Genomic DNA, 24,102 nt, shown 5'->3' with positions numbered 1-24,102 from the left:
CGCCCGGGCCGGACCACAGGACACCGCATGAAATCCATCGAAAAGAAGTTCAAGGACATCCCCACCGCCGAGAAAGTGGCCACCTTCGTGGGCTGGCTGGAAGAAAAGAAGGGCCGCGACGTGCTGGCCCTGGACCTTGCGGGCATGAACGCCTTTGCCGAGTCCATCATCATCGTCACCGCCGGTTCCGTGCGCCATGCGCAGGGCCTGGCCGACCACGTGCTGGGCATGTGCGACGACGGGAAGATCGAATTCCTGCGCATGGAAGGCTACCAGGCCGGACAGTGGATACTGCTCGACTGCAACGACGTGATCATCAACGTCTTCCAACCCCCGGTGCGTGAGATGTTCCGGCTGGAAAGCCTGTGGGCCGACGCGCCGGTGCTGCATGACGGGCGCGAACTGGCCCCGCCGGTGGAGGCCGCCACCGCCTCGGCGGGCACCCACAGCGGCGTGCGCCGCATGGCGGGCCGCGTGGCCGGCGCCCGCGCCGCCGCCGTGACCACCAAACGCGCGGCCACCTCGTCCGCCGCTGCCGACGCGGAAGAGCCCAAGCCCCGCAGCCGCAAGCCCGCCGCACCCAAGGCCCCCGAAGGGGACGACCAGTGAGCGGAACGGGCGCCGGTAAGGGGCTTACCCCCACGGTACTGCTGATCCTGGACGGCTGGGGCATCGCCCCAGCCGGGCCGGGCAACGCGGTGTCGCTGGCGCGCACCCCCAACCTGGACCGGCTGACCGCGTTGCCCTCGCGCACCACGCTGGCCTGTTCGGGCCGCGACGTGGGGCTGCCCGCCGGGTTCATGGGCAACTCCGAAGTGGGCCACATGAACATCGGCGCGGGCCGGGTGGTCTATCAGGACCTGACCCGCATCGACATGGCCGTGGAAAACGGCGAGCTTGCGCGCAACCCCGCGCTGTGCGGCCTGCTGGACTCCATCGCGGCAAAGGGCGGGCGGCTGCACCTGATGGGCCTGCTCTCCGACGGCGGGGTGCACAGCCACATCCGCCACCTGCGCCCCTTGGCCGAAACCGCCAGGGAGCGCAACGTCCCCGTGCTGGTGCATGCCTTCCTGGACGGGCGCGACACCTCGCCCACCAGCGGCGCGGGCTACGTGGCCGACCTTGAAGCCATCCTGCGCGACGCGGGCTGGGGGCGCATCGCCACCCTGACCGGCCGCTACTACGCCATGGACCGCGACAAGCGCTACGAGCGCAACGCCTTGGCCTGGGCCGCCCTGACCGGCGGCAAGGGGACCCTGGTGGCCGCGCCCTCCGGCCCGCAGGGCGGTTCGCTGGCCGAGGCCGTGCGCGCCGCCTATGCGGGGGGGGAAACCGACGAGTTCGTCACCCCCCGCGTGGTCACGGAAAACGGTACCCCCGTGGGCCTCGTGGCCGACGGCGACGGCGTGTTCTTCTTCAATTTCCGGGCTGACCGCGCCCGCCAGCTTACCCGCGCCTTCATCGACCCCGCTTTCGACGGCTTCGACCGCGACGCGGACGGCGGCAGGCGGCCCGTGCTTTCCGGCTTCGTGACCATGACCGGCTACGAGGCCAGCTTCAACGTGCCGGTGGCCTTCGGCAAGGACAACCTGGCCATGACCATCGGCGAAGTGGTGTCCTCCATGGGACTGCGCCAGCTGCGCATCGCCGAGACGGAAAAGTACGCCCACGTCACCTATTTCCTGAACTGCGGCCGCGAGGAACCCTTCCCCGACGAGGAACGCCGCCTGGTGGCCTCGCCGCGCGACGTGGCCACCTACGACCTCAAGCCCGCCATGAGCGCGGTGGAGGTCACCGACCTGCTGCTTCAGGAATGGGGGCAGGGCGGCTATTCCCTTGTGGTGTGCAACCTGGCCAACTGCGACATGGTGGGCCATACCGGCGTCATTCCGGCGGCCGTCGCCGCCGTGGAAACGGTGGACGCCTGCGTGGGCCGCATCGCAGAAGCTGTGCTGTCCGCCGGGGGACGGCTGATCGTCACGGCAGACCACGGCAACGCGGAAGAACTGCTGGACGGCGCGGGCAATCCGCAGACCGCGCACACCACCAACCGGGTGCACTGCGTGGTGGCCGAGCGCGACCCGTCGAGCCCCGGCGGCATGCGCGCGCTGCGCCTGCGCGGCGACGGCAGGCTGGGCGATATCGCGCCCACCATCCTCGGCCTGTGGGGCGTGGACAAGCCGGACCTGATGACCGGCGCGTCCCTGGTCCGGCCAGATACTGAAATACGTGAAGACGGCGACACGGAGGCGGCATAGATGGCCGGTGACAACAGGAACGGGAACGGGCAGGACGGCAAGAGCCGCAAGCCCCTGAACCCGGTGCGGCCCGACGGGCTGGAGGTGATCTTCTTCTACCCCTGCCCGCACTGCCGCCGCCAGGTGCCGCTGATCAGCCCCACCCAGCCGTCCATGGCCCAGTGCGACTCGTGCATGCAGCATTTCCCCATTGTGCCGGTGGACGAGCGCACCGTGCGCTTCCTGAAGGTGATGCTGGACAACGGCCGCGCCGCCATCGACCCCGACTTCGCCTGACGCTCGGCATCCCGACGCCGGATTGTCCGTGATGCCCGTGTCCGCATGAGCGCGGGCCGGAACGACACAACGAAAACGTCCCCCGTTCGCGGTTGCGAGCGGGGGACGTGCGTTTTTCGGAAAGTCCGGCGTGTTGGCAGGTTACGCGTTGGAGTGGCAGTGGGCGAAGGCTTCGGAGATGCGTTCCTTCACGTAATGCATGAACTCTTCGTCGCCATCCTCCACATTGAAGCAGCGGGCGTCGTTGCCGTTGAGGCCGGTGGGAATCCAGTCGCCGCGCTCTTCCGGGTCGGTCAGGGAATCGTCGTGGAAGCACACCGACAGCCAGCGCGCGGCCGGGTCGTCGTCCACCACGTCCACCAGCACGGCCAGCGGGCGGGCGGCCCAGCCGGGAAACATGCCGCGCAGCGAATGGCTGACGCCGGGCCGGCTGACGAATTCCACCACCGCGCCTTCGTGGGTGTGCAGGTGGTCGCGCAGGGCCAGGAACACGGGCAGCACGCCTGCGGCGTCTGCCCCGGCGGCCCACTGGGCGATGAAGGTGTTCACGGCGGCTTCGGTGGCGGCGTCGGCGTACATGGGCGTCTCCGTGGTTGTCGGTTGCGGTGGCCGCGCGGGCCGGGCGTCTGCAAGCGCTTGCATATGCATCCACGGGCCGGGACTGTCAACCCGGGCACGAAGCGGCCGGGAGGCAACACCGGGGGAGATGGCGGTACGGAACGGCCCAACTGGGGAGGATGTGCAGGACGGGTAGGATGGGAAGGACGGGCAGGGTGTGCGCGCGGCAGTCTACGCCTTTTCCGCCGCCGGGGCGGGCACGGGACGCAGGTCGTAGCGGCGGATCTGCGGCAGGGGAAAGAAACGCAGGGTGCCGTCGGGCAGCAGCACTTGCAGGGTGCCCTGCGGGGTGGCGATGCATTCCAGGCAGTTCTGGGTCACCGTGCCCCCGTCGATGAACGCGATGTCCAGCCGCCAGCGCTGCGGCGCGCCCGCCTTGTGCCCGGAAAGCTCGTTCATGGCGCGTATCTCGCGCTCCATCAGGGCGCGCCATGCCGTCTTGACCAGCTTGCGGTTGTCCGGAGTGTCGTGGGCGCGGCACAGGCCCATCTTCAGGTTGTCCGGCGAGGGCACGAAGCCGAGCGCCCAGCCGGTGGAGGCATCCGCGCCGCAGACATGGCAGGGGATCATGGCGTACGCCTCCTGAAAGGGATGTTGCGACGCGGGATTGCGCCTGGGGCTCGCATGCGCGCCCCGTCTCATCCGCCTATACCGCCCCGGTCCCTGCTTGAAAAGATGCCCGGCGCGCAAAACGAAACACGGGAAGGGGATGCGTGCATTCCCTTCCCGTGTGGCATGCGGATATAGTTTGCGGGGGGCGGGCTACTGCCCGCGCAGGTGGCGCACCGCGTTCTCGAACAGCACCGTGCCCAGCGTCGCCGGTTCGCCCCTCGTCCAGCCCGGATGGTTGGTGGGGTGGTTGAACGCCTCGGGGTGGGGCATCAGGCCCAGGATGCGCCCGGAAGGGTCGGTCAGCCCGGCGATGCCCAGCGGCGAGCCGTTGGGGTTCCACGGGTATTCCATGGTCGCCTCGCCGGTTTCCGGGTGGGCGTATTGCAGGGTGACCAGGTTTTCGGCCACCAGGCGGCGCATCACCTCGTCGTCCAACGGCACCAGCTTGCCCTCGCCGTGGCGCACCGGCACGTACAGCGTGTCGATGCCCTTGGTGAACACGCAGGGGCTGTGGGGATTCACCTTCAGGGTCACCCAGCGGTCCTCGTAGCGGGCCGAATCGTTGTGGCCCAGCGACACCTGCCGCTCGAAGTACCTGCCGTCCAGCGCGGGCAAGAGGCCCAGCTTCACCAGCAGCTGGAAGCCGTTGCAGATGCCGATGGCCAGGCCGCCCCGGCCCACGAATTCCTTCAGCCGGTCCAGCAGGGCCTGCCCGTCGGCGTCGGAAAGGTGCAGCCAGCGCTGCGCGGCGGCGTGGGCCGCGCCAAGGTCGTCCCCGTCCAGAAAGCCGCCGGGAAAGACGATGAAGTTGTAGTCCTCTATTCTGGTCCTGCGGGCCACGATGTCGGCGAAATGCACCACGTCCGCCCGGTCGGCCCCGGCAAGGCGGGCCGCGTGGGCCGATTCCTCGTGCGAGTTCGTGCCGTAGCCGGTGATGACCAGCGTGTTCACCTGCGCCATGCGCTGCTCCTCGATGGTTTTCTTGACTGTCCTGACTGCCTTGACAGGGGGATGTGCCTCGACTAGCTACTCGTCAGCGCTGCGCCGTCCGATTGTCCGGCGGCATGCCCCGTGACGTGTCCGGCATGCCTGTGGGGACGCATGCCCGGATGGAGGCTGCCCGTCAAGGACGTTTCCGGGAAAGTTTCCGGACAAGGTTTCCGGGGACATGAACGACGCGGCGGAAACGGGGGCCGGGCCCGGACCGTTTCCGCTGTCTTGCCGTCTCCGGAATGCTGCCGTGCGCAGGGGATAGCCGGGACCGTCGACATTACGTTCCAGTGGTGCATCACGTCAACGACTGACCTTCATGCCGGAAATGTGGCATACGGTCCTGATGGCGTTTTTTTGCGTATCGCGGCAACCGAAGGGCGAGCGCTGTAACGGGCGTGCGGCAAGGACCGCGCCCCGCGAGCGAGAGCAACCAGTCACTCAGGCAGGAGTTTCATGAAGACCAAGTTCATATTCATCACCGGGGGCGTGCTGTCCTCGCTCGGCAAGGGGCTGGCCGCCGCCTCCATCGGAGCGCTGCTGAAGGCCCGTGGGCTCAAGGTAACCATCCAGAAGCTCGACCCCTACATCAACGTCGACCCCGGCACGATGAACCCGTTCCAGCACGGCGAAGTGTACGTCACCGATGACGGCGCGGAGACCGACCTCGACCTCGGGCACTACGAGCGCTACCTCGGCGAGCCCATGTCGCAGAAGAACAACTACACCTCGGGCTCCATCTACCACCGCGTCATCAACAAGGAACGCCGGGGCGACTACCTGGGCGGCACCGTGCAGGTCATCCCGCACGTGACCGACGAGATCAAGAACGCCATCCTCGGCCTGGCCGACGACGACCCGGACGTGGCGCTGATCGAAATCGGCGGCACCGTGGGCGACATCGAGGGCCTGCCCTTTCTGGAAGCCATCCGCCAGCTGCGCGGCGACCTCGGCCGCGACCACTGCCTGTACATCCACCTGACGCTGGTGCCCTACCTGAAGGCCGCGGGCGAGCACAAGACCAAGCCCACCCAGCACAGCGTCAAGGAGCTGCGCTCCATCGGCATCCAGCCGGACATCATCCTGTGCCGCTGCGAGAAGGCCATCAGCGTCGACCTCAAGCGCAAGATCGCCCTGTTCTGCAACGTGGACCAGGACGCCGTGTTCTCGTCGGTGGACGTGGACAACATCTATGAAGTGCCCCTGCGCTTCTACGAGGAAGGCTTCGACCAGAAGATCGCCATCATGCTGCGCCTGCCCGCCAAGAACCCCAACCTGGAGCCGTGGGAAACGCTGATCCACACCTGCTCGCATCCGGAAGGGCAGGTGACCATCGCCATCGTGGGCAAGTACGTGGACCTCAAGGAAGCGTACAAGAGCCTGCACGAAGCGCTGATCCACGGCGGCGTGGCCAACAAGGTCAAGGTGGACCTGCGCTACGTGAACTCGGAAGAGATCACCGAGGCCAACGTGGCCGAAAAGCTGGCCGGGTGCGACGGCATCCTGGTGCCGGGCGGCTTCGGGCATCGCGGGGTGGAAGGCAAGATCCGCTCCATCCGCTACGCCCGCGAGCACAAGATTCCCTTCTTCGGCATCTGCCTCGGCATGCAGTGCGCGGTCATCGAATACGCCCGCGACGTGCTGGGCCTGGCCGACGCCAACTCCGAGGAATTCAACGAGCTTACCGACAACAAGGTCATCTACCTGATGACCGAGTGGTACGACTTCCGCAAGGGCGCGGTGGAACGCCGCGACGCCTCCAGCGACAAGGGCGGCACGTTGCGCCTGGGCGCGTACCCCTGCGTGGTGGTGCCCGGCACCAAAGCGTGGGACGCCTACGGCGCCGAGCGCGTGGACGAACGCCACCGTCACCGCTTCGAATTCAACAAGGCGTACTTCGAGGCCATGGCCGAAAAGGGCCTGGTGTTCAGCGGCCTTTCGCCCGACGGCGAACTGGTGGAAATCGTGGAGTTGCCCGACCATCCGTGGTTCCTGGGCTGCCAGTTCCACCCCGAGTTCAAGTCCAATCCCATGCGCCCGCACCCCCTGTTCCGCGAGTTCATCAAGGCGGCCAAGAAGGAAGCCATGGGCGGCAGGAAGAAGTAGCCGCCGTACCGGGTGCGCTTGCCCAGGCGTGCTTACCCCGGACGAATTCATCACAGACACGTTGCAACGCGCCTTCCCCGGCGGAAGGCGCGTTGCCGTCTGTGGGTGTGGCAGGTTGGGGGGGGCGCGGCGCGCCCCGGCACTTGACGCGCCGCGATTCCGTCGCATTGTTAATCGTCGGCCCTTGAACGGATCACCGCCAACCCGATGTGGCGAAAGCCGCCGACTGATGGTAAAAGCGTCCGGCGGGGCAGGGGGCTACATGCCGTTTCCGTCCCGCGCCCGACGCAGCATCTTTCCGGAACGCACCGCCAGCCGCGCACGCCAGCCAGCGTGCCCAAGGCCCGGCGGCCGCGCGCCGTCCGCCACGGAGAACCATGCATCCCGAAGCACCCAGCACCACCCCGGCCGCTGCCGCCGCCTCCGGCGGCCTGACGCCGGACGCCCTGTACGAACGCCTTGCGGCGCGCCGCTTCATCTTTGCCGGGCCCTGCGCCCTGGAAAGCCTGGAACTTGCCCTGGACACCGCCCACGCCGTGCGCGAGGCGGCAGAGGCCGCCGGGCTGTTCGCCGTGTTCAAGAGTTCGTGGGACAAGGCCAACCGCACCTCGCTGGACGGCTTTCGCGGCCCCGGCCTTGCGCGCGGCATGGAATGGCTGGCCCGCATCAAGCAGGAAACCGGCCTGCCCGTGGTCACCGACATCCACGAGCCGGAACAGGCGAAACCGGTGGCCGAAGTGGCCGACGTGCTCCAGATTCCCGCCTTTCTCTGCCGTCAGACCAGCCTGCTGCTGGCCGCCGCTCAGACCGGCCGGGTGGTCAACGTCAAGAAGGGCCAGTTCGTGGCCCCGTGGGACATGGCCCCGGCCCTGGACAAACTGCGGTCCACCGGCAACAACCGCATTCTTTTGACCGAACGCGGGGCCAGCTTCGGCTACAACAATCTGGTGGTGGACTTCCGCTCGCTGCCCATCATGCAGGGCTTCGGCGTGCCGGTGGTGTTCGACGCCACCCATTCGGTACAGTTGCCCGGCGGCAAGGGCACCTCGTCCGGCGGCGACCGCCGCTTCGTGCCCATGCTGTCCCGCGCGGCCGTGGCCGCCGGGGTGGACGGGGTGTTCCTGGAAACCCATCCCGACCCGGACCACGCCCTGTGCGACGGCCCCAACAGCTGGCCGCTGGACAGGCTGGCCCCGCTGCTGCGCGATTTCGCCGCCCTCTGGAGCCTGCCGTATGCAAGCTGAAGACCTGGCCCAATATCTGGCCCGGTCCATCGCGCTGCTGGTGCTGGACGTGGACGGGGTGATGACCGACGGCGGCCTGTACTATGACGACGAAGGCCGGGTGACCAAGCGCTTCAACGTGCAGGACGGCCTGGGCATCAAGCTGGCGCAGGCGGCGGGCATCACCGTGGCGGTGATCACCGGGCTCACCTCCGGCGCGGTGGAGGCCCGCATCCGCGGCCTGGGCATCACCGACTACCACGCGGGTTTCCTGCACAAGTCGGACTGCATCGACGGAATCCGCCGCAAGCACAATCTTGAATGGTCGCAGGTGGCCTACCTTGGCGACGACTGGGTGGACTTCGGCCCCATGAAGCTCGTGGGCCTGCCCATGGCCGTGGCCAACGCCCAGCCCGAGGTCAAGGCCCTGGCCCGCTACGTGACCACCTCCAACGGCGGGCACGGCGCGGTGCGCGAGGCCATCCGCTTCCTGCTGGCCCAGCAGGGGCTGCTGGACCGCATGCTGGAAAGCTGGCCGGAGCAGGCATGAGACGCCGTACGCTGTGGGCCTTGCTTGTGGTCGTGCTGCTGGTGGGCGGCGCCGCCGCGTGGCGCTGGCAGGCCGGGGTGCGCAAGGCCCTGGAATCGGCCATGACCGGCGGCGTCACCGATTCCGCCACGCTGGAAGAGGCCGTGGGCGTGGCCATGAAGGGCATAGAACTGGTGCAGGGCGAGAAGGGCATCGAGTTGTGGCGGCTGAAGGCCACCTGGGCCCAGTTGCGCCAGAGCAACAACGTCATCGACGTGGACAGCCCCGACCTTGTCTATCAGATGGACGGCGGCAGGCAGCTGCGCATCGTGGCGCAGAAGGGTGAAGTCCAGCAGCAGGTGCAACTGGTGCGCATGTGGGACGACGTGCACGCCACCCACGACCGCCACGAACTGTTCGCCAGCCTGATGGTGTACAACGGCACCAGCCGGACCATGTATTTTCCCGAAGGGGCGCGCATAGAGGGCCAGAGCATCTCCGGCAACGCCACCAGGCTGGAATGGGACATGGCCGCCGACGTGCTGCGCGGCAACGACGGGGTGTCGCTGCTGCTCATGCCGCGCGCCGATGCAAGGGCCGGGCAGGGCGCGGCGCAGCCCAAGGCCGCGCCGCAGGGCGCTTCCAAGCCAACCAAGCAGGAGTCCAAGCAATGAAATATACCGGCATCCGCTCCACGCTGTGCGTGGCGCTGCTGTTGACCTTTTCGGCATTCACCGTGGCCCCTGCCGTCGCGGCCGACGCCAAGTCGGGCAGCGCCGTGCGGCCCGCGCGCAATGACGTGCCCACCGCCGTCAAGTCCGACCGCATGCAGTACGACGCCAAGGGCCAGGTGGTGGTCTTCGAGGGCACCGTGTACGTGCAGCGCCCCGACTTCGAGATGTGGGCCGACCGCATCACCCTGCACCTCAAGAAGAAGGCCGCCAGGTCCGGCAAGGACAACGCCGGGGGCGACGCGGCCCAGGGTGGCCAGTCAGGCCAATCAGGAATATCGGGGATGGACGCGGGCGAGATCGACCGCATCGTGGCCGAGCGCAACGTGCGCATGAAGCGCGAGAACCGCACCGGCGAATGCGAGAAGGCCACCTACACCGTGGACACCGCCGTGCTGGTCATGGAAGGTAACCCCGTGCTGCACGAGGGCGACAACAGCATCAAGGGCGAGGTCATCACCTTCTACACCCGCGAGAACCGCAGCGAAGTGCGCGGCTCGTCCACCAAGCGGGTGCAGGCGGTGTTCACCTCGTCCGGCGACGTGAACCCCTTCGGCGAGTCCAAGGACAACGGCAAGGATGCCGCCAAGGACAATGCCAAGGCCAAGGGGGCGGCCCAGTGACCTCGGTGCTGCGCGGAGAGGACCTGCACAAGCAGTTCGGCCAGCGCGAGGTGGTGCGCGGCGTCTCGCTGTCCGTGACCCAGGGCGAGACCGTGGGACTGCTGGGCCCCAACGGCGCGGGCAAGACCACCACTTTCTACATGCTCATCGGCATCATCAAGCCCACTGCGGGAAGGGTGGAGCTTGACGGCCGCGACATCGCCGACTGGCCCCTGCACGAGCGGGCCCGGGTGGGGCTGAGCTACCTGCCGCAGGAAAGCTCCATCTTCCGGCGGCTCACGGTGCGCCAGAACCTGCAAATGATCCTGGAGCACACCGGGCTTTCCAAGGCCGGGCAGAAGGAACGCTCGGACATGCTGCTGGCGGACTTCGGCATCACCCACCTGGCCGATTCCGTGGCCATGCACCTGTCCGGCGGCGAACGGCGTCGCCTGGAGATCGCGCGGTCCATGATCCGCGAGCCCAAGTTCATCCTGCTGGACGAACCCTTCGCGGGCATCGACCCGCTGGCCGTGGACGACATCCAGCAACTGATCACCGGCCTGCGCGACCGGGGCATCGGGGTGCTCATCTCCGACCACAACGTGCGCGAAACCCTGCACATCTGCGACCGGGCCTACCTTGTGCACCAGGGCGAGGTGATCCTGGAGGGCACGCCCGCGCACATCGTGGACAACCCGCGCGCGCGGGACGTGTATCTGGGCGAAGGATTCTCCCTGTAGCGGGCCTGGGCATGCATCGTACGCCAGCGGCGTCCTCCGGTTTCCGGGGGTCGCCGTTTTCGTTTGTCTGACAGGGGGTTGCGCGCATGCGCAATGTTGACCCGCGAATCGGCGACAGCGGTTGCATACTTCTTGCTTCTGTGGCATGGTTCACCTAACCTCTTGGGGAAGGGAACACATTTTCACTGTGGGCCGTTTCTTGCTTGACGCCGCGCGCCGCGTCGCGTCGTCATCTCGTTCGGCCTCAACGCAAGGTGCATAGGGCCTCGAAAGGTCCAGGGGTTGTCCACGCATGGCATTGGAACTCAGACAACAGCTCAAGCTCACCCAGCAACTGGTGATGACGCCGCAACTGCAACAGGCCATCCGGCTGTTGCAGCTTTCGCGGCTGGAGCTTGTCGAGACGGTGCAGCAGGAACTGCTGGAAAACCCGTTTCTGGAGGAAACCCAGGACGAGGGACCGCTGGCCGAGACGCCCGACCAGCGTGACGCCGCCAGCGATCCCGCCACCGCCGCAGATGCCGCCTACGACCGCGAGATTGCCCGCGAGGCCGATTGGGAGGACTACCTGGGCGACTTCGCCAGCACCAGCCGCCAGTCCACGGTGCGCGAATCGGAACTGCCGGAGGAGATGACCTCGTTCGAGGCGCGCTACGCCGCCAAGCCTTCGCTGGAAGGGCACCTGATGTGGCAGTTGCGCCTGTCCTCGCTTACCGAGCGCCAGAAGGACATCGGCGAGGTGATCATCGGCAACATCGCCTCGTCCGGCTACCTGCACGCCACCCTCGACGAAATTGCCGAGATGGCGGGCGTGGCCCCGGCCGAGGTGGAGCCGGTGCTGCACGCCCTGCAACGCTTCGACCCCGTGGGCGTGGCCGCCCGCACCGCGCAGGAATGTCTGCTGGTGCAGATAGAAATGCTGGGCTACACGCGCGACAAGGTGCTGGTGGAACTGGTGCGCGACCACCTGGAAGACCTTGAGAAGCGCCGCTACAAGCCGCTGTTGCGCAAGTTCCGCCTGACCATGGAGGACCTGAAGGAATACCTGGACCTCATCCAGACCCTGGACCCCATGCCCGGCGCCAGCTACGGCGGGAGCGACCCGCAGTTCGTCAGCCCCGACGTGTACGTCTACAGGTACGACGACGACTTCATCATCATGCTCAACGAGGACGGCCTGCCGCACCTGCAACTGAGCACCATGTACGAGCGGTCCGCCGCGGCGGCCGCGTCGGCGGGCGAGCGCGAATATTTCCAGGAAAAGATGCGCTCGGCATCGTGGCTCATCAAGAGCCTGTACCAGCGCCAGCGCACGCTGTACAAGGTGGTGGAATCCATCGTGAAGTACCAGCGGGGCTTTTTCGAGGACGGGGTTTCGCGCCTGAAGCCGCTCATCCTCAAGGACATCGCCGACGACATCGGCATGCACGAATCCACGGTCAGCCGCATCACCACCAGCAAGTACGTGGCCACCCCGCACGGCATCGTGGAGTTGAAGTTCTTCTTCAACAGCGCGCTGGAACTGGACGACGGCAGCCAGGTGGGTTCCGAGAGCGTGAAGGCGCTGATCAAGAAGCTGATCGGCGGCGAAGACCCCAAGGAACCCCTGAGCGACGAGCGCATCGGCGAAATTCTGAAGGAACAGCTCAAAGTCAATATTGCCCGCAGGACCGTTGCGAAGTATCGTACTGCCATGGACATTCCCTCCTCTTCCAAGCGGAAGGAACTGTTCTGACGGCCCGTGCCCCCGCGCCCGACCCGGCGACCAGGGGGGCACCCGTCGCCGGCGGCGCATCCGGCAGCCGCACCCCGCGTGCGGGCCGCGCGCCGCATTCCCCCTCTCACCACTGGAGGAGCGTATGAACATCGCCTTCACCTTCAAGAACTTCGAACCCTCCGACCACCTGAAGAAGTACGCCCGCCGCCGTCTTGAAAAGCTTGGCCGGTTCGTCGGCAAGTCCGCCCTGGACATGCAGGTGAACCTTTCCGTCGACAAGTTCCGCCACAAGGCGGAAGTGCAGATGGCCGGCGACGGGTTCACCCTGTCCGCCGTCGAGCAGTCCGAAGACATGTACGCCACCATCGACCTGGTGCTGGAAAAGCTGGATTCGCAGCTGCGCAAGCAGGTGGAAAAGCAGAAGGACCGCCGCCGCTCCGTCCAGTCCGAAAAGGTGGGCAAGGGCATCGACGTGTTCACCTTCAGCACCATGGGCGAAGGCGAGGACCGCACCATCGTCGGCACCGACCACTTCGCCCCCAAGCCCATGCACGTGGACGAGGCGGCCATGCAGCTCGACCAGGGCGACAACGAATTCTTGGTGTTCCTGAACGCCGAAGTGGAACGCGTGAACATCATCTACCGGCGTCGCAACGGCGATTTCGGCCTTATCGATCCGGTCGTCTAGGCGTCATACATGAGGCTTTCGGAGTATCTTCACGATGATCTGATCCTGCCCGAGCTCTCCGCCGGCACCAAGAAGGAAGTGCTGGCGGAACTCGTGCAGGCCGTGGTGCGGCGGCATCCCGAAGTGGATGCCGCCGTTGCGCTGGGCGTGCTGCAGGACCGCGAGGGCCTGGGCACCACCGGCATCGGCGACGGGGTGGCCATCCCCCACGGCAAGCTGGCGTCCATCGGCGACATCGTGGTGGCCGTGGGGCGCAGCGTGCCCGGCCTGGACTTCGACGCGCTGGACATGAAGCCCTGCCACCTCTTTTTCCTGGTGCTGGCCCCGGAGCAGGTGGCGGGCATGCACCTGCGCATCCTGGCCCACATCTCGCGCCTGCTGAAGGACCCGCAGTTCCGCCGCGCCATGCTCGAGGCGCCGGACGGCGAGGCCTTCCGGGCCATCATGCGGACCACCTGATCCGTGACGCGTGACCCATGACGCGGGCACGCCGGAACGGCGGGGCAGGGCGGTCCTTGGCCGCACCGTCCGCCGTCAGGCCGTAACGCGCATGCTCCACCTGTAACCGCCAGCGTACATCGCAGCGCCCACCGCAACGGCATCCGGCACGGGCCGCCCGAGGAGTCCGCCATGCCCACCAAGGCCACGCCGTCCGACATATCACCCGCCCAGGCGGAGTCCGACGCCGTATCCGTCCCGCTTCCGGCCACCGGCAAAGGCCCGGAAGCACGCGGAGACGCGGCGGCCGAGGCGGGCAGCCCGGTGGCCGCCGCCGACTTTCCCGTCATCATCGTCACCGGGCTGTCCGGCGCGGGCAAGAGCACGGTGCTCAACGTGCTGGAAGACCTGCGCTATTTCACGGTGGACGGCCTGCCCGCCACCCTGGCCCCGCAGATGGTCACCATCCTGAACCGCGAGGCGCTGGCCCACTATCAGGGCCTGGTGCTGGGCATGGACCTGCGCGAAAGCAACTTCGTGCGCAATCTTGAAAAATCGCTGGAACGGCTGCAAGGCATGGGCATACGCCCGGCGGTGGTGTTCATAGAAGCCAACCCCGCCGTGCTCAACCGGCGCTACGCCACCACCCGCCGCCCGCACCCCCTGGAAAGCGAGGGCATGGGGCTGGAACAGGCCCTGGAGCAGGAACGGCTGCGCCTTGCGCCGGTGCGTGAAACCGCCGACCTCGTGGTGGACACCTCCACCTACTCCATCCACGACCTGCGCCGGGTCATCCAGAAGAAGTGGAGTTCCATCCAGGGACGCATCCGTTCGCTGCGCATCAACATCGTCACCTTCGGGTTCAAGTACGGCGTGCCCGCCGACGCGGACCTGGTGTTCGACCTGCGCTTTCTGCCCAACCCCTACTTCGTGCCCGACCTGCGGCCCCTTTCCGGCCTGGACGAGCCGGTGGCCAGGTACGTGCTGGAGGCGGGGCATGGCGACGCCTTTCTCGCCCGGCTGGTGGATTTCCTGCACTTCCTGCTGCCGCAGTACGAGGCGGAAGGCCGCTACCGCCTGACCATCGCCATTGGCTGCACCGGCGGGCGGCACCGTTCGGTGGCGGTGGCGGAGGCCCTGCTTCGCGCTTTGAAAAAATCTGATTATGCCGTATCCATGGAACACCGTCACATGGAACTGGGCTGACAGGCCGCCCGTGCGCATCATCCCGCCCGGCGGCGGATGTTGCGCCGCGCGGCATGACGCCCCAACCCCGTTCAAACACACCAGGCACGGCCTGAACGCAACAGCATGTCCACCACCGAACAGCATCAAGCAGGCCGCCCCCGCAAGGGGCGGGACGACAACGGGCAGGCCCCCGAGGAACCGCGCATCGGGGTGATCCTGGTGACCCACGCCGACTACGGCGCGGCGCTGCTGCGCGCCGCCGAATTCATCCTCGGCCCGGTGCAGGATTGCGCCTCCATCAGCGTGGACGTCTCGCTGGAAGTGGACGAGACGGTGAAGCGCCTGAACGAGGCGGTGAAACGCCTGGACACCGGACGCGGGGTCATGATCCTTACCGACATGTTCGGCGGCACCCCCACCAACCTCAGCCTGGCGCTGCTGGGCAAGGGCAACGTGGAGGTGTTGACCGGCGTCAACCTGCCCATGCTGCTCAAGGTGTTCGGCGGGCGCGGCGGCGACCTGGCCACCCTTTCGCGCGATGCGCGCGACGCGGGCGCCAAGGGCATCGTGGCGGCGGGCGAACTGCTGCGCAGCCGGGTCAAGAACGGGTAGGGCCATGCTCTGGTTCCGCATCGACAACCGCCTGGTGCACGGCCAGATCATCGAGGCGTGGCTGCCCTACACCGGGGCCAGGCGCCTGCTGGTGGCCAACGACGCCCTTGCCGCGGACGACCTGCAACAGCAGATCGTCTCGCTGGCCATTCCCGGCCGGGTGGAAGTGCACTTCGTACGGGTGGACGCACTGGCCCAGTACTGTACCGGGCGCACGGACGACGGGGACGACACGCTCGTGCTCTTCGCCACGTGCGCCGACGCCCGCCGCGCCTTCGACGCCGGGGTGGGCATGAACACCCTGAACATCGGCAACCTGCACTACACGCCCGGCAAGAAGCAGCTGTGCGCGCACGTTTCCGTCTCCGACGACGACGAAGCCTGCCTGCGCTTCTTCAGCCGCCATTCCGTGGCCCTGGATTTCCGCTGCGTGCCCAACGAACCGGTGCAGATAAAGGGGTGGTCATGACGGAATTCCTGCCCGTGCTCACCCTCGCGCTGCCCATCGCTTTTTTTTTGCCGTTTTTTCGCTGCTGCGCTTCGCGCTGAACCTGGGCTTTCTGGAGCGCCCGCTCGCCATCGGCTTTCTGTGGGCCGTCATGACCGGCGAGTGGGGGCTTTCCATGCATCTCGCCATCTTCCTTGAACTGTTCTGGCTCGACCTGTTCCCCGCAGGCACCTACATTCCGCCCAATTCCATCATCTCGCTGCTGCTGGCCCTGACCGTGGCCGGCCACTTCGGCCTGGAATCGGCCGGGCAACTGGCCATTCCCGTGCTGCTCACGCTGCCCGCCGCGCTCACCGGCGCGCACGTGGAATACCTGCACCGCCGCTGGCGCAACCAGCAGTACACCGACCTCCTGCACTGGGGCAGGGTGGCCGAACACCCCGGCAAGGGCGATTCGCCCCTGTGGCGCATCATGGTGCGTTCGCTGGGCGAACTGTTCGCGCTCAACCTGGGCCTGTTCTGCCTGTGGCTGCTTGTGCTTGTGGGAACTATCGAGCTGATGTCCAACTATATCGGGAATCTTCCTTCCGTTCCCGGAATCGCCTGGGGGCACGTGTGGTTCGTGGGGGCCATGGGCGGCATGCTGGCGCTGCGCCTGCGCCGGGCCTATGTGGCCTTCGCGCTGGCCTTGCTGGCCGCGTCGGTGGCTTCGTTCATCTGATTCGCATTCGTCACCGGAAATTGACGTCGCGTGGGCCGGGGGTACTTGGCAGCCGGGAATGTTTGTGCTATTTGGCACAAACAATTTCGCAGCAGCATGCGAGCTACTCGCAGCACCAAACCCCAATGCCACATGCAACGGAGGAAAACCGACATGGCAGCTCTTGTCCTTGGTCACATGAACCCCGATACCGACTCCATCATCGCCGCCATCGGCGTTGCCGACCTCATGACCAAGCGCGGCATCGAAGCCAAGCCCGTCGCGCAGGGTGCGTGCACCCCCGAAACCGAATTCGTCCTCGGCAAGTTCGGCCTGAAGGCCCCCGAAGTGGTTACCTCCGTGGCTGGCCAGAAGGTCATCCTGGTCGACACCACCGAGCGCGCGCAGCTGCCCGCCGACCTGTCCGACGCCGAACTGCTCGGCGTGGTGGACCACCACAAGCTGGGCGACGTGACCACCTCCAACCCGCTGGAAATGTGGGTGTGGCCGGTGGGCTGCTCCTGTACCGTGATCAAGGCGATGTACGACTTCTACGGCATCGAGGTGCCCAAGGCCATCGCCGGCGGCCTGCTGTGCGCCATCCTGTCCGACACCGTCATGTTCAAGTCCGTCACCTGCACCCCCGAAGACAAGAAGGCCGTCGAGGCCCTTGCCAAGATCGCGGGCGTGGCCGACGTGATGGCCCTGGGCATGGAAATGTTCAAGGTGAAGTCCGCCGTTGAAGGCGCGTCCATGAAGGACCTGGTCTTCCGCGACTACAAGGACTTCGACATGGGCGGCAACAAGGTCGGCATCGGCCAGCTGGAAGTGGTGGACCTGTCCATCCTCGAGCCCGTGAAGGCCGGCCTGTACGAAGAAATCACCAAGGTGAAGGGCGAAGGCCGCCACTCGGTGTTCCTGCTGCTGACCGACATCATGAAGGAAGGTTCCGAAATGCTGATCGTTTCGGACGACGCCTCCGTGGTCGAAAAGGCGTTCGGCGTGAAGGCCGAAGGCAAGTCGGTGTGGCTCGACGGCGTGATGAGCCGCAAGAAGCAGGTCGTCCCCAACTTCGAAAAGGCCTTCAAGGGCTAGTCGAAGCGGCAACCCGACCGACGCACATCGGGCCCGGCGGCATCTGTCGCCGGGCCTTTTGCGTTGGCGGAGGCGGGGCGACGGCGTGATGGCGGCGTGGCCGGTCAGTCCCGTTGGCTGCCGTGCGGGGCGGCCCGCCCGTCCAGCCGGGCAAGGGCCATGCTGCGCAGTTCGCGCAGGTGCGCGCCCGAGGCGGCGCCCTTGTTGCGCAGTTCCGGCGGCAGCTTCACGGCCAGCAGGGTTGCCAGTTCCGCCTCGGTGCGGCGGCGCAGCGCCTCCAGCCGGGACAGGCAGGCATCGGGAATGCGCGGCGGGCCGTACGGCGCAAGGGCGTCGCCGGTGCCGGAAGCGGACGGTGATGCCGCCACGTCCGCCGCATCCTCCGCCCGGCGCAGCGCGCAATCGGGGCCGGTGTCCATGCCCTTGCCGGTACCGTCGGCCAGCACCAGCAGCCGCATGGCGGGCAGCAGCCCGCGCAGGTGCAGTTCCAGCAGCAGGTCCACCCGCGTGCCGGGCCGCAGTTCGCCATGGCGGGCCAGCCGCATGTGCAGCCGGGCCGCCATTTCCCCCGCCTCGATGAACCGGTTGGGCATGGACAGCCGCGCGCCCAGCGCATGGGCCAGCGCCACGCCGCGCTCCTCGTGGCCGTAATGGTGCGGCAGCACGTCCGCGGCCGTGGTCACCTTGCCGAGGTCGTGGCACAGGGCCATCCAGGTCACCAGTTCCGGGCGCAACGGCGGCGCGCCGTCCGCCTCGTGCGCCGCCAGCACGGCGGCCATGTCCATGACCCGCGCCACGTGGTCCAGCACCGACCCCGCATGATACCGCGCAGGCCCTGCGGGAACGGCGTCGGCTCCCGCCAGTTCGGAGAACCATGGCGGCAGGCAGTCGCCCGCGTGCAGCACCTTCAGGTAGCGGCCGGGGCAGGGCGCGGCGAGGGCCTTCAGGGTTTCGCGGCAGACCTGCTCGGCGGGCAGGGCGTCCAGCGCGCCGCTGGCGGCCACCGCGCGCATCTGGTCCTGGGTTTCCGGGTGCACCGAGAAATCGGGAAACTGCGCGGCGAAGCGCGCGGCGCGGAACGCCCGCACCGGGCTGTCGGCCAGCGCCGTGGGCGATGCCGGGCGCAGCACCCGGTGCGCGAGGTCTTGCAGCGCCTGCGGATGCGCGTGCACCAGCCCCGCTTCGGTCATGGCCAGGGCGTTGACGGTGAAATCGCGGGCGGCCAGGTCCTCGTCCAGCGTGCCGCGCAGGGGCATGTGCTCCACACCGTCCACGAGATACACGTCTACGTCGCGGCCAACCTTGCGGGCACGGGGGTTCTGCCGTACAAAACACGCCGCGTCGCCCTCGAAGGCCACGTCGTGTTCGCGCACATGCCTGCCCAGCAGCAGGTCGCGCACGGCTCCGCCCACGAGATACGTCTTCATGGGCCAAGCGTACTCCATTTCACCCCGGACGGAAATGCGCACGGCTCCGCAACGTCCCCGTCCCGCGGGAAAAACCTCCGCCCCGTGCCGGGAGGTGCCATGTCCAGCAGCAATGGCCACGCCATCCGCACCGGCGGCCATGCCCCAGATCATGTCGCTGACCATGCCCCAGACCATGCCGCTGACCGCGCGGCCAGCCCGGGGGGGCAGGGCGCCCCTGTTGCGCACCTGTTGCACGAAGGGCTGCCCCTGCCGCCGTCCGCCACCGCGCCCGGTCCCGAAGCAGATGCCGTCCCCCCGTGGATGGCCGATCCGCTGCCGCCCGAAATCCTGTGCGGCCTGCCCGGCTGGCGGGACGACCTGGCCGCCTGCGCCGGTTTCGTCCCGATCAGCGTGGGGTCCGTGCCCATGCTGGCGGCGTCATCAGGCGCGGAGCAGGGTGGGGATGCACCGTCCGGCGGGACGCCCCTGTCTCTTGCCTCCACCTCTTCCTTCCCGCCGGTGATCGTTTGCGGGCCGTGTACCTCCAGCCTGGACGTGGCCCACGCCCTGGCCGCCGCCGGTGCCCTGCCCGAATGGGGCGCGGTGCTGGCCGTATCGCAGCGGGCCGGGCGCGGGCAGTTGCGCCGCCCGTGGGAATCGCCGCCGGGCAACATCTACGCCGCGTGGCGGCTGCCCGCCTCCGGGGTGTTCGCCACGGAAGCGGCGGCCATCGCCCTGGGCTGCATGTTCGCGGAGTCCTTCGCCGCGCTGGGCGTTCCCGTGCAGTTGAAATGGCCCAACGACCTGTTGCTGGCAGACGCAAAGATCGGCGGCATGCTGATCGAGGAGCGGCGCGGGGTGGTGCTGGCGGGCATCGGCATCAATCTCGTGTCGGCCCCGCCCCCCCAGGCCCTGCGCCAGGGCTGGGCCGTGCCCGCCGCCAGCTTGGCCGGCCGTGGCATTTCCGCCACGCCGCTGACGCTGTGGCGCCATCTTGTGGGTGGTGCGCTTTTCTGCTATGAAGCGCAAGTTCTACGCGCCGGTGGGGCCGACTTCGTATCGTGCGCGGAAAAGCATCTTGCCTGGGTAGGCCGTGGGGTTGTGGTTCACGGTGGCGATGTGGGTGACTGTCCGGGCAGGATTCTTGGACTCGAACCGCAGGGGGGCCTGCGGATTGTCATTTCGGGCAGGGAACACATACTCCGCTCCGGCAGCATCACGCCCATACCTTCGTGATCCGTATTCCATGCGCCCCGCGCATGCGCGCACGTCAATTCCGGTCGCCCGTTGCGGGCCGGACAGCCAGGATACCGAGGATTAGATGGGCATCAAGACCTTCGAGCAGGTGTTGGAAGAGGTGAGGGGCAAGGCGATTCTGGTGGCCAACCGGGGCATCCCGGCCCGCCGCATCTGCCGCTCCATCCGTGAACGCTTCGATGCCGTGGCCGTGATGACCGCCACCGACATCGACAAGACCTCTCCGGCCGCCTCCGCAGCGCAGGAACTCCTGCTGCTCGGCTCCGACCCCAGAGCGTATCTGGACATCGACCACATCATCGCGCTGGCCAAGCAGCGCGGCATCGTCGCCATCCATCCCGGATGGGGCTTCGCCTCCGAAGACGAACGCTTCCCCGCCAAGTGCACGGCCGCCGGGCTGACCTTCATCGGGTCCACGGCAGAGGCCATGAACCTGCTCGGCAACAAGGTGCAGGTCCGCAAGCTGGCCAAGAAGCTGGATATCCCCGTGGTTCCCGGTTCCGAAGGGGCCGTGGACATTCCCACCGCGCGCACCATCATCGACGAGATCGGCCTGCCGGTCATGCTCAAGGCCGAAGGCGGCGGCGGCGGCCGGGGCATCTTCGCCATCCATCGCGCGGAAGAGCTTTCCGACGCCTTCATGAAGGCGTCCACCATGGCTCAAGCCTCGTTCGGCAACCCGCGCCTGTATGTGGAAAAGTACCTGCCCTCGGTGCGCCACATCGAAATCCAGGTCATCGCCGACATGTACGGCAACGTGTTCGCCTTCGACGAACGCGACTGTACCGTGCAGCGCAACCACCAGAAGCTCATCGAGATCACGCCGTCGCCGTGGCCGGGCATCACCCCGGAACTGCGCGAACGGCTGAAGGAATACTCGCGCATGCTGGTGCGCGAGGTGGGCTACCATTCGCTGTGCACCGTGGAATTCCTGGTCACCGCCGACGGCACCCCGTACCTCATCGAGGTCAACACCCGCCTTCAGGTGGAGCACGGCATCACCGAATGCCGCTACGGCATCGACCTGGTGGAGGAGCAGATCGCCGTGGCCTTCGGGGCCAGGCTGCGCTTCACCGAAGAGAACACCACGCCGCAGCACGTGGCCATGCAGGTGCGCATCAACTGCGAGGACCCGCAGAACCATTTCGCCCCCAACTCGGGCCTGGTCAGCCGCTACGTGTCGCCCGGCGGCCCCGGCGTGCGCCTGGACTCGAACATGTGCGCGGGCTACGAGTTTCCGTCCAACTACGACTCGGCGGGCTCGCTGCTCATCGCCTACGGGCAGGGCTGGGAGAAGGTGCTCGGCATCATGGAGCGCTGCCTCGGCGAGTACGTCATCGGCGGCATCAAGACCACCATCCCGTTCTACAAGCAGGTGCTGAAGCACCCCAAGTTCCGCGCGGGCGACCTGGACACCAACTTCATCGCCAACACGCCGGAACTGATGTGCTACTCCGACCTCGCCCCCGAGGCGGAACGCCTGGCCCGGCTGGTGGCCGAGATTTCGGCCAAGGGCTACAACCCCTACGTGCAGCTGGGTGAATACCGCACCCGCGAAACCCCGCGCATGCCCCGCTTCGAGCCGGTGCTGCCGCACATCCCCGGCGCGGTGCGCCGCGCGCCCTCGCCGTACCCCACCGGCGACCGCACGGCGCTGCTCGACTACCTGCGCGACGCGGGCCACGTGCACTTCACCGACACCACCCCGCGCGACATGACCCAGTCCAACAGCGGCAACCGCTTCCGGCTGGCCGAGGACGCGCTGATCGGCCCGTACCTGGACAACTGCGGGTTCTTCTCCATCGAGAACGGCGGCGGCGCGCACTTCCACGTGGCGCTCCTGGCCAACATGACCTACCCGTTCTCGGAAGCGAAGGAATGGAACCGCTTCGCGCCCAAGACGCTGAAGCAGATCCTGATCCGCTCCACCAACGTGCTGGGCTACAAGCCGCAGCCGAAGAACCTCATGCGCATGACCGGCGAGATGGTGTGCGACAACCACCACGTCATCCGCTGCTTCGACTTCCTGAACCACATCGAGAACATGCGGCCCTTCGCGGAAGTTGCGCTGAACCGCACCGACGTGGTCTTCGAGCCCGCGCTGTCGCTGTCGTGGTCCAAGGGCTTCGACGTGGACCATTACCTCGGCGTCACCGAGGAAGTGCTGCGCATGGCGGGCAGCGTGGCCGGGGTCGGCCCCGAGCAGGCCGCGAAGATGATCATCCTGGGCCTCAAGGACATGGCGGGCATGTGCCCGCCCCGGTTCATGACCGCCCTGGTCACCGCCTTGCGCAAGCGCTGGCCCTCGCTGGTGCTGCACTACCACCGCCATTACACCGACGGCCTGTTCGTGCCTTCGGTGGGCGCGGCGGCCAAGGCGGGCGCGCACATCGTGGACACGGCCCTGGGGGCTTCGGTGCGCTCGTACGGGCAGGGCGATGTGCTGGCCACGGCCGCCTACATCCAGGATGAACTGGGCCTGAAGACCAACCTGAACAAGAACATGATCCGCGACTGCAACTTCGTGCTCAAGCAGATCATGCCGTACTACGACCGCTATTGCGCGCCGTACTTCCAGGGCATCGACCACGACGTGGTCGAGCACGCCATGCCCGGCGGGGCCACCTCGTCGTCGCAGGAAGGGGCCATGAAGCAGGGGTACATCCACCTTCTGCCGTACATGCTCAAGTTCCTGGCGGGCACCCGCAAGATCGTGCGCTACCACGACGTGACGCCCGGCTCGCAGGTGACCTGGAACACCGCCTTCCTGGCCGTGACCAACGCCTACAAGCGCGGCGGCGAGGAAGAGGTGCGCTACCTGCTGGAAGTGCTGGACCACGTGGCCCGGCACGACGAGGCCGACCTTTCGGCAGAGATGCGCAAGGCCCGCCTGTCCATCTACCAGGACTGCAACGACGCCTTCCGCAACCTGCTGCTGGGCCGTTTCGGCAAGCTGCCCCTCGGCTTCCCGGCCGACTGGGTGTACGAAAGCGCCTTCGGCAACGAATGGAAGAAGGCCATCGCCTCGCGCACCGAGGTGTCGCCGCTGGATTCGCTGGCCGACGTGGACCTTGCGGCGGAAGAGCGCGGCTACGTCGAGATCATGCGCCGCAAGCCCTCGGAAGAGGAGTTCGTCCTCTACCTGAACCACCCCGGCGACGCCATCAAGACCATCCAGTTGCGGGCCCGCTTCGGCAACCCCAACAGCCTGCCGCTGGACGTGTGGTTCGAGGGCATCGCCCCCGGCGAGGACCTGAACTTCCTCGACGCCAACGGCAAGCCGCACCATCTGGCGCTGCTCAGCATCTCGCGTCCCAACGAGGCGGGCATGAGCGTGGTGCGCTACGTGCTGGACTCCGAGTTCATGAGCTGCGAGGTGCAGGTGGCCAAGGCCGCCATCGCCGACGCCAAGGGCATGGAAAAGGCCGACCCGGCCAACCCGCTGCACGTGGCCGCGCCCAGCAACGGCGACCTGTGGGTGATGTACGTGCACCCCGGCGACGTGGTGAAGCAGGGCGAGGAGTTGTTCAACATCTCCATCATGAAGCAGGAAAAGGCCGTGCTGGCCCCGGTTTCGGGCATGGTCAAGCGCGTGCTGAAGACCGCCGACTACCGCGAAAGCAAGCAGATGATCCCCGTCCGCGAGGGCGAACTGATCGTGGAGCTTGGGCCCATCCCGCGCACCTGCCCCAATGCGGCGTGCTCGCGGCCCATCACCATGGAGGGCATCGACTTCTGCCCGTACTGCGGCGAACCGCTGAACCCGTAGGAAACATCCCGCGCGCGGCCACCGGCCACAGGTCCGGGCCGTGCGCGGGTTCCACATCTTCCGGCTGTATCAGGCACCGCCCGGCCCGCCTTG

General features: G+C 67.3%; 23 protein-coding genes. 19 read left to right on the top strand and 4 right to left on the bottom strand.

The window, feature by feature from the left end:
- Positions 1–27: 27 nt before the first annotated feature.
- The 3 genes from rsfS to ACR4XJ_RS03685 are packed head-to-tail and all read left to right on the top strand — an operon-like array spanning position 28 to position 2,534.
- Positions 28–609: a ribosome silencing factor gene (gene rsfS / locus ACR4XJ_RS03695; protein WP_434753933.1), complete on the top strand. Its 582-nt coding sequence runs from the start codon at positions 28–30 to the stop codon at positions 607–609.
- Positions 606–2,258: a 2,3-bisphosphoglycerate-independent phosphoglycerate mutase gene (gene gpmI / locus ACR4XJ_RS03690; RefSeq protein ID WP_434753932.1), complete on the top strand. Its 1,653-nt coding sequence runs from the start codon at positions 606–608 to the stop codon at positions 2,256–2,258. Before rsfS ends, gpmI begins: the two co-directional genes overlap by 4 nt.
- Positions 2,259–2,534: a hypothetical protein gene (locus tag ACR4XJ_RS03685; RefSeq protein ID WP_434753931.1), complete on the top strand. Its 276-nt coding sequence runs from the start codon at positions 2,259–2,261 to the stop codon at positions 2,532–2,534.
- 141 nt (positions 2,535–2,675) lie between these two features.
- Here ACR4XJ_RS03685 and ACR4XJ_RS03680 read toward each other — a convergent pair whose 3' ends face one another.
- The 3 genes from ACR4XJ_RS03680 to ACR4XJ_RS03670 all read right to left on the bottom strand — a co-directional run bounded on the left by ACR4XJ_RS03680 (position 2,676) and on the right by ACR4XJ_RS03670 (position 4,724).
- On the bottom strand, positions 2,676–3,113 hold the full coding sequence (locus tag ACR4XJ_RS03680) for a hypothetical protein (protein WP_434753930.1): 438 nt from the start codon (positions 3,111–3,113) through the stop codon (positions 2,676–2,678).
- Positions 3,114–3,323: 210 nt separating this feature from the next.
- Positions 3,324–3,722, bottom strand: a complete 399-nt coding sequence (locus ACR4XJ_RS03675) for a hypothetical protein (protein ID WP_434753929.1) — start codon at positions 3,720–3,722, stop codon at positions 3,324–3,326.
- Between the two features lie 192 nt (positions 3,723–3,914).
- Positions 3,915–4,724, bottom strand: coding sequence for a phosphoribosylformylglycinamidine synthase subunit PurQ (locus ACR4XJ_RS03670; protein WP_434753928.1), 810 nt, complete (start codon positions 4,722–4,724; stop codon positions 3,915–3,917).
- A 486-nt stretch (positions 4,725–5,210) separates the two neighbouring features.
- Here ACR4XJ_RS03670 and ACR4XJ_RS03665 point away from each other — a divergent pair, with 486 nt between their 5' ends.
- The 14 genes from ACR4XJ_RS03665 (at position 5,211) to ACR4XJ_RS03600 (ending at position 17,574) form a co-directional block, all read left to right on the top strand.
- Positions 5,211–6,860 (top strand): CTP synthase, encoded by a 1,650-nt coding sequence (locus tag ACR4XJ_RS03665; RefSeq protein ID WP_434753927.1) that lies wholly within the window; start codon positions 5,211–5,213, stop codon positions 6,858–6,860.
- Positions 6,861–7,237: 377 nt separating this feature from the next.
- Positions 7,238–8,104, top strand: a complete 867-nt coding sequence (gene kdsA, locus ACR4XJ_RS03660; RefSeq protein WP_434753926.1) for a 3-deoxy-8-phosphooctulonate synthase — start codon at positions 7,238–7,240, stop codon at positions 8,102–8,104.
- Positions 8,094–8,633: a KdsC family phosphatase gene (locus tag ACR4XJ_RS03655; RefSeq protein ID WP_434753925.1), complete on the top strand. Its 540-nt coding sequence runs from the start codon at positions 8,094–8,096 to the stop codon at positions 8,631–8,633. Before kdsA ends, ACR4XJ_RS03655 begins: the two co-directional genes overlap by 11 nt.
- Entirely contained in the window at positions 8,630–9,286 is a 657-nt protein-coding gene (lptC, locus tag ACR4XJ_RS03650; protein WP_434753924.1) for an LPS export ABC transporter periplasmic protein LptC, read from the top strand. Before ACR4XJ_RS03655 ends, lptC begins: the two co-directional genes overlap by 4 nt.
- A complete protein-coding gene (locus tag ACR4XJ_RS03645; protein WP_434753923.1) occupies positions 9,283–9,966 on the top strand; it encodes an LptA/OstA family protein in 684 nt (227 codons plus the stop codon). Before lptC ends, ACR4XJ_RS03645 begins: the two co-directional genes overlap by 4 nt.
- A complete protein-coding gene (lptB, locus tag ACR4XJ_RS03640; protein WP_434753922.1) occupies positions 9,963–10,688 on the top strand; it encodes an LPS export ABC transporter ATP-binding protein in 726 nt (241 codons plus the stop codon). Before ACR4XJ_RS03645 ends, lptB begins: the two co-directional genes overlap by 4 nt.
- 292 nt (positions 10,689–10,980) lie before the next feature.
- Positions 10,981–12,423 (top strand): RNA polymerase factor sigma-54, encoded by a 1,443-nt coding sequence (rpoN, locus tag ACR4XJ_RS03635; RefSeq protein WP_434753921.1) that lies wholly within the window; start codon positions 10,981–10,983, stop codon positions 12,421–12,423.
- Between the two features lie 124 nt (positions 12,424–12,547).
- Positions 12,548–13,093 (top strand): ribosome hibernation-promoting factor, HPF/YfiA family, encoded by a 546-nt coding sequence (gene hpf / locus ACR4XJ_RS03630; RefSeq protein WP_434753920.1) that lies wholly within the window; start codon positions 12,548–12,550, stop codon positions 13,091–13,093.
- Between the two features lie 9 nt (positions 13,094–13,102).
- Entirely contained in the window at positions 13,103–13,552 is a 450-nt protein-coding gene (locus ACR4XJ_RS03625; RefSeq protein WP_434753919.1) for a PTS sugar transporter subunit IIA, read from the top strand.
- A 303-nt stretch (positions 13,553–13,855) separates the two neighbouring features.
- Entirely contained in the window at positions 13,856–14,737 is an 882-nt protein-coding gene (gene rapZ / locus ACR4XJ_RS03620; protein WP_434754312.1) for an RNase adapter RapZ, read from the top strand.
- Positions 14,738–14,842: 105 nt separating this feature from the next.
- Positions 14,843–15,331, top strand: a complete 489-nt coding sequence (locus ACR4XJ_RS03615; RefSeq protein WP_434753918.1) for a PTS sugar transporter subunit IIA — start codon at positions 14,843–14,845, stop codon at positions 15,329–15,331.
- A 4-nt stretch (positions 15,332–15,335) separates the two neighbouring features.
- Positions 15,336–15,800, top strand: coding sequence for a PTS sugar transporter subunit IIB (locus tag ACR4XJ_RS03610; RefSeq protein WP_434753917.1), 465 nt, complete (start codon positions 15,336–15,338; stop codon positions 15,798–15,800).
- Between the two features lie 154 nt (positions 15,801–15,954).
- Positions 15,955–16,500, top strand: a complete 546-nt coding sequence (locus ACR4XJ_RS03605; RefSeq protein ID WP_434753916.1) for a hypothetical protein — start codon at positions 15,955–15,957, stop codon at positions 16,498–16,500.
- A 153-nt stretch (positions 16,501–16,653) separates the two neighbouring features.
- Positions 16,654–17,574: a manganese-dependent inorganic pyrophosphatase gene (locus ACR4XJ_RS03600; RefSeq protein WP_434753915.1), complete on the top strand. Its 921-nt coding sequence runs from the start codon at positions 16,654–16,656 to the stop codon at positions 17,572–17,574.
- A 104-nt stretch (positions 17,575–17,678) separates the two neighbouring features.
- Here the strand turns inward: ACR4XJ_RS03600 and ACR4XJ_RS03595 are convergent, their stop codons facing one another.
- Entirely contained in the window at positions 17,679–19,001 is a 1,323-nt protein-coding gene (locus tag ACR4XJ_RS03595) for an HD domain-containing protein (protein WP_434753914.1), read from the bottom strand.
- 99 nt (positions 19,002–19,100) lie between these two features.
- On the opposite strand from ACR4XJ_RS03595, the gene ACR4XJ_RS03590 reads away from it, so the two are divergent.
- Entirely contained in the window at positions 19,101–20,219 is a 1,119-nt protein-coding gene (locus tag ACR4XJ_RS03590; RefSeq protein ID WP_434753913.1) for a biotin--[acetyl-CoA-carboxylase] ligase, read from the top strand.
- An 85-nt stretch (positions 20,220–20,304) separates the two neighbouring features.
- Positions 20,305–24,009 (top strand): pyruvate carboxylase, encoded by a 3,705-nt coding sequence (locus ACR4XJ_RS03585; protein WP_434753912.1) that lies wholly within the window; start codon positions 20,305–20,307, stop codon positions 24,007–24,009.
- The last annotated feature ends 93 nt before the right edge of the window (positions 24,010–24,102 follow it).

Origin of the sequence: Nitratidesulfovibrio sp. D1 (assembly GCF_051133415.1) — a bacterium.
Lineage (GTDB): Bacteria > Desulfobacterota > Desulfovibrionia > Desulfovibrionales > Desulfovibrionaceae > Cupidesulfovibrio.
Note: the sequence above shows the minus strand (reverse complement) of the source record. Positions and strands in the feature narration are given on the sequence as shown.

What these genes read in the sequence shown, in the direction of transcription:
- rsfS (WP_434753933.1), top strand. Translation starts at nt 28, where the DNA reads ATGAAATCCATCGAAAAGAAGTTCAAGGACATCCCCACCGCCGAGAAA.
- ACR4XJ_RS03685 (WP_434753931.1), top strand. Translation starts at nt 2,259, where the DNA reads ATGGCCGGTGACAACAGGAACGGGAACGGGCAGGACGGCAAGAGCCGC.
- ACR4XJ_RS03680 (WP_434753930.1), bottom strand. Translation starts at nt 3,113, where the DNA reads ATGTACGCCGACGCCGCCACCGAAGCCGCCGTGAACACCTTCATCGCC.
- ACR4XJ_RS03675 (WP_434753929.1), bottom strand. Translation starts at nt 3,722, where the DNA reads ATGATCCCCTGCCATGTCTGCGGCGCGGATGCCTCCACCGGCTGGGCG.
- ACR4XJ_RS03670 (WP_434753928.1), bottom strand. Translation starts at nt 4,724, where the DNA reads ATGGCGCAGGTGAACACGCTGGTCATCACCGGCTACGGCACGAACTCG.
- ACR4XJ_RS03665 (WP_434753927.1), top strand. Translation starts at nt 5,211, where the DNA reads ATGAAGACCAAGTTCATATTCATCACCGGGGGCGTGCTGTCCTCGCTC.
- kdsA (WP_434753926.1), top strand. Translation starts at nt 7,238, where the DNA reads ATGCATCCCGAAGCACCCAGCACCACCCCGGCCGCTGCCGCCGCCTCC.
- ACR4XJ_RS03655 (WP_434753925.1), top strand. Translation starts at nt 8,094, where the DNA reads ATGCAAGCTGAAGACCTGGCCCAATATCTGGCCCGGTCCATCGCGCTG.
- lptC (WP_434753924.1), top strand. Translation starts at nt 8,630, where the DNA reads ATGAGACGCCGTACGCTGTGGGCCTTGCTTGTGGTCGTGCTGCTGGTG.
- ACR4XJ_RS03645 (WP_434753923.1), top strand. Translation starts at nt 9,283, where the DNA reads ATGAAATATACCGGCATCCGCTCCACGCTGTGCGTGGCGCTGCTGTTG.
- rpoN (WP_434753921.1), top strand. Translation starts at nt 10,981, where the DNA reads ATGGCATTGGAACTCAGACAACAGCTCAAGCTCACCCAGCAACTGGTG.
- hpf (WP_434753920.1), top strand. Translation starts at nt 12,548, where the DNA reads ATGAACATCGCCTTCACCTTCAAGAACTTCGAACCCTCCGACCACCTG.
- ACR4XJ_RS03625 (WP_434753919.1), top strand. Translation starts at nt 13,103, where the DNA reads ATGAGGCTTTCGGAGTATCTTCACGATGATCTGATCCTGCCCGAGCTC.
- ACR4XJ_RS03615 (WP_434753918.1), top strand. Translation starts at nt 14,843, where the DNA reads ATGTCCACCACCGAACAGCATCAAGCAGGCCGCCCCCGCAAGGGGCGG.
- ACR4XJ_RS03610 (WP_434753917.1), top strand. Translation starts at nt 15,336, where the DNA reads ATGCTCTGGTTCCGCATCGACAACCGCCTGGTGCACGGCCAGATCATC.
- ACR4XJ_RS03605 (WP_434753916.1), top strand. Translation starts at nt 15,955, where the DNA reads ATGCATCTCGCCATCTTCCTTGAACTGTTCTGGCTCGACCTGTTCCCC.
- ACR4XJ_RS03600 (WP_434753915.1), top strand. Translation starts at nt 16,654, where the DNA reads ATGGCAGCTCTTGTCCTTGGTCACATGAACCCCGATACCGACTCCATC.
- ACR4XJ_RS03595 (WP_434753914.1), bottom strand. Translation starts at nt 19,001, where the DNA reads ATGAAGACGTATCTCGTGGGCGGAGCCGTGCGCGACCTGCTGCTGGGC.
- ACR4XJ_RS03590 (WP_434753913.1), top strand. Translation starts at nt 19,101, where the DNA reads ATGTCCAGCAGCAATGGCCACGCCATCCGCACCGGCGGCCATGCCCCA.
- ACR4XJ_RS03585 (WP_434753912.1), top strand. Translation starts at nt 20,305, where the DNA reads ATGGGCATCAAGACCTTCGAGCAGGTGTTGGAAGAGGTGAGGGGCAAG.